At 57.8% G+C, this 2,958-nt stretch carries 2 protein-coding genes; both read right to left on the bottom strand.

Annotated elements, in window-relative coordinates; genetic code table 11:
* Positions 1-110: 110 nt before the first annotated feature.
* Positions 111-1,358 (bottom strand): T6SS immunity protein Tli4 family protein, encoded by a 1,248-nt coding sequence (locus YH64_RS29960; protein WP_143215629.1) that lies wholly within the window; start codon positions 1,356-1,358, stop codon positions 111-113.
* On the bottom strand, positions 1,355-2,958 hold a 1,604-nt coding region (locus tag YH64_RS29955), incomplete at its 5' end, for a hypothetical protein (protein WP_221935940.1). The genes YH64_RS29955 and YH64_RS29960, both read right to left, overlap by 4 nt.

Raw genomic sequence — 2,958 nt, 5'->3', positions numbered from 1 at the left:
TGGGCCGGTGGCGGGTTGGTTGTCGGTCACTTTTTCCTCCATTTGATTGGCCTTTTTTTTGACCGCGGGCCTTTACCCGGTCGCTTCAAGACGCTGACCACGCGAGAGGATTACCGAGCGGGCACGTCGTCGTCGGTAGGCGGCGTCCAGGGCCGGCCGTCTTCGTCAGTGCTAAGAAATTCATCCAGCGCCTTTTGATCGGCAGCGGCTTTTTCCGGATTGCCCTGGTCAAAAGCGGAAGGCGGCTTGGGCGCAACGGCCAGGTAACGCAGTCGCACCGACGCCACGATCGCGTCCCACAACTTGCCGGCTTCTTTGTCGCTTAAGGTGGCATCCACGCGGGGCGGGGAAGGCGGCCGCTTCCAAAGGGGAATCTCGTGCTTGTCCGGTACGAAGCGGGGCAGGGACCAACGGACGAGGTCGGGTTGATAGTCAGGGCTTTGGACCTTCATGATGGTGCCCCCACCCTGGAATCGCATGTTGATGGACGGCCAGGCAAACCCGGGGTTGTCACGATAGCTTTGCACGACGAACAGAAAGGCATGGTGATCCCCGTTCCGGTAGCTGAAGCCGCTTTGCTCGGACTCCATGCCGGCAAAGGTCGGCGCGCCGGAACGCAAGGAGTTGTAGCGGATGCCAGCAAGCGTTTGCTTTTCCTGTTCCTTCATGTTGATTCTTTCTTGCTCCTGGATCGCGCTTGTCGCGGCGTCCAGTTCGAGGTTTGTCCCGGGCGCGCGAAACTTCAACATCCCGATTTCCTGATCGTGGTGGTCGCGGATGATGACGGGCCCCAGCCCGAAGCCGGGGCCGGCGGTTTGTGGGTCGGAGATTTTGGTGATTGTTTTGGCTAGCGCCTGGATGCGGGCCTCTACGGGGGCCATGACGTTTTTAAAGGAGTCGGCCTTGATCAGGACATAGACGTCGCCGACCAGAAGGTGAAGCTCATGGGTGTGGTAATTCTTCAGTTCGGGACTGTGAAAGAAACGTAGCAATGTTTGCGTTTCACTCAACTTGATTTGAGCGAGCATCATTGATCCGCCCGCATCATGGTCTACGTTTCCGATCTGCGTTGATCTGTCCTCTACTGCATTCTTGAAGCGTTCAGCGGAAACTTCGGTGCCCAACACCCTGACTTCAACGGTTTTGAAATCGGTATGCAATCCGTAATACAGCGTGACGTAACTACCCGTGCTGTATATCCAGTCCGAAGGAAGGTCAATCAAATGCCTGCCGAACGCCCAGGTTCGAGTATCTGCGGGATGTGGAGCCATTGGTGTGTCCTTACCAAACAACGAAAGGTTGCTGCCTGCGACCAGCCCAATGATCAAAAGCCCGGCAGCCAAGAAGCGCGGGTTCATGACGGCTTCTTGGCCTGGGCCGCGATTTTCAAGATCCATTGAAGCGTGACGAGTTGAACCTGTTCCATCCGGAACGGACCTTCATGATCAAAGCCTTGCATTTTTAGCTGCTCCCGAACTTCGCCGCGTTCCGCCTGGTCAATCGGCGCACGGCCCGAACTTGTCGGTACCGTCCCGTCTCCGACTCCGTCCTGCATTGCACAGTGAATTTCCCAGTTGCTATATGTCGGCTTTCCGGGCGTTGACGTGCCGTCAACGTAGCTTGGCGAGGCGTTATTGAGGGCGCTACGACTGCGCACGTGGATGATGGTGCGACCGTCGTGCTGAACATCCGTGTGCCGCGCGTTGAAAATGGCTTCGATCGGGGCGGCTGCCTGTGCGGTACCGGCCGCCCGCAAACCCGGGCGTATGTTCCACCGGATGGTTTCGAAGCTCGGATATTTCGCATCTGAACCATAGAAGACGTAGGTATTGGGATGGAAGTAGGTATCCAGCTCTGCGTGAAATTCGCGGGCAAATTTAATAGCTCGCTCGTAGAGGGTCCACTCAATCGCCGTCCCACCTTTGGGCGCCAGCCATTCTTCCTTTACCAAGCCCCACCACCGATACCTCTCAAGATAAATCGCGTCATACGGGCATTGATCGAGCGCGGGCATCGCGGACAGGGTGCGAGATTGGTTCTCGCGCAGCAGTTTCAACCATCCCGGTGCGTATCGCGTGGTCGGCAGTAACTGCAACGCTCCGGGCGACTGGGCAAAAACCGCTGTTACTTCCTGACCGTTGCTGCCAATAACCAGCGAGGTACCGAAGCTCTCGTCCCGCATACCGACCTTGCATCGGCGGTACGCCACCGGGGCTCCGTTTGTCGGCATGACGCCGTGGACGATGCCGCAAATCGCGGACTCCATGCCGGGCAGAGTTGCGCACATTCTGGCAATCAAACCGCCCATTGAATGCGTCACCAGCAAGACCTGCTTGCAGCGGGATCCATACTGTTCCAGCAAGGTTTCAATGCGCTGCTTGAGTTTCTTGGCCGAATCGGTGTTCGACGCCAACCAGTTATATCCAAACGCATGCACCGGCATATTGAATCGAACCCCGGCCAGCAGATCGTCCGTTGTCAAGGGCTTGGTGCCGTCGTCTTCGTCGCCGTTGCGATCCGCCCCGTTCAATCGCGGCATAAACACATCCATACCGGCTTTAAGCCGTCGATATGCGGCTGTGGGGTCTTCCCAGTGCTTGTCCTCGAGTTCAAGCGCATAGTTCAGGTGGCGGGGAACCGTCGGGGAATTCAGCACATGTTCCAACCAAATCAGAAAGCGTTCGTAGCTGGTCTGTCCGACTTCGCCCCAGCCCCGCTCGCGATATCGCCTCATCAGGGCGGCCTTGCGCTGAGCGGGTAGCAGCTGTTGGTCATCCTGCACCATCCCCCACGGCACGTTGGGTACGCCGCCCTCGTCATCCACTTGCACTCGGTCGGGATGCAAAAGGCTCTGCCGTATCCCTGCCTTCTGGCTGGCCCATTGGCCCAGCAACGGAGTGGGAACGCCCGCAAAACCATAATCTAGCCGCCATACAGATCTGGTTTTGTCGCTGTCCG

The sequence above is a fragment of the Achromobacter sp. LC458 genome, from assembly GCF_001005835.2.
Classification (GTDB): Bacteria; Pseudomonadota; Gammaproteobacteria; order Burkholderiales; family Burkholderiaceae_B; genus Achromobacter; species Achromobacter spanius_B.
This window is presented reverse-complemented; position numbering and strand designations above follow the sequence as displayed.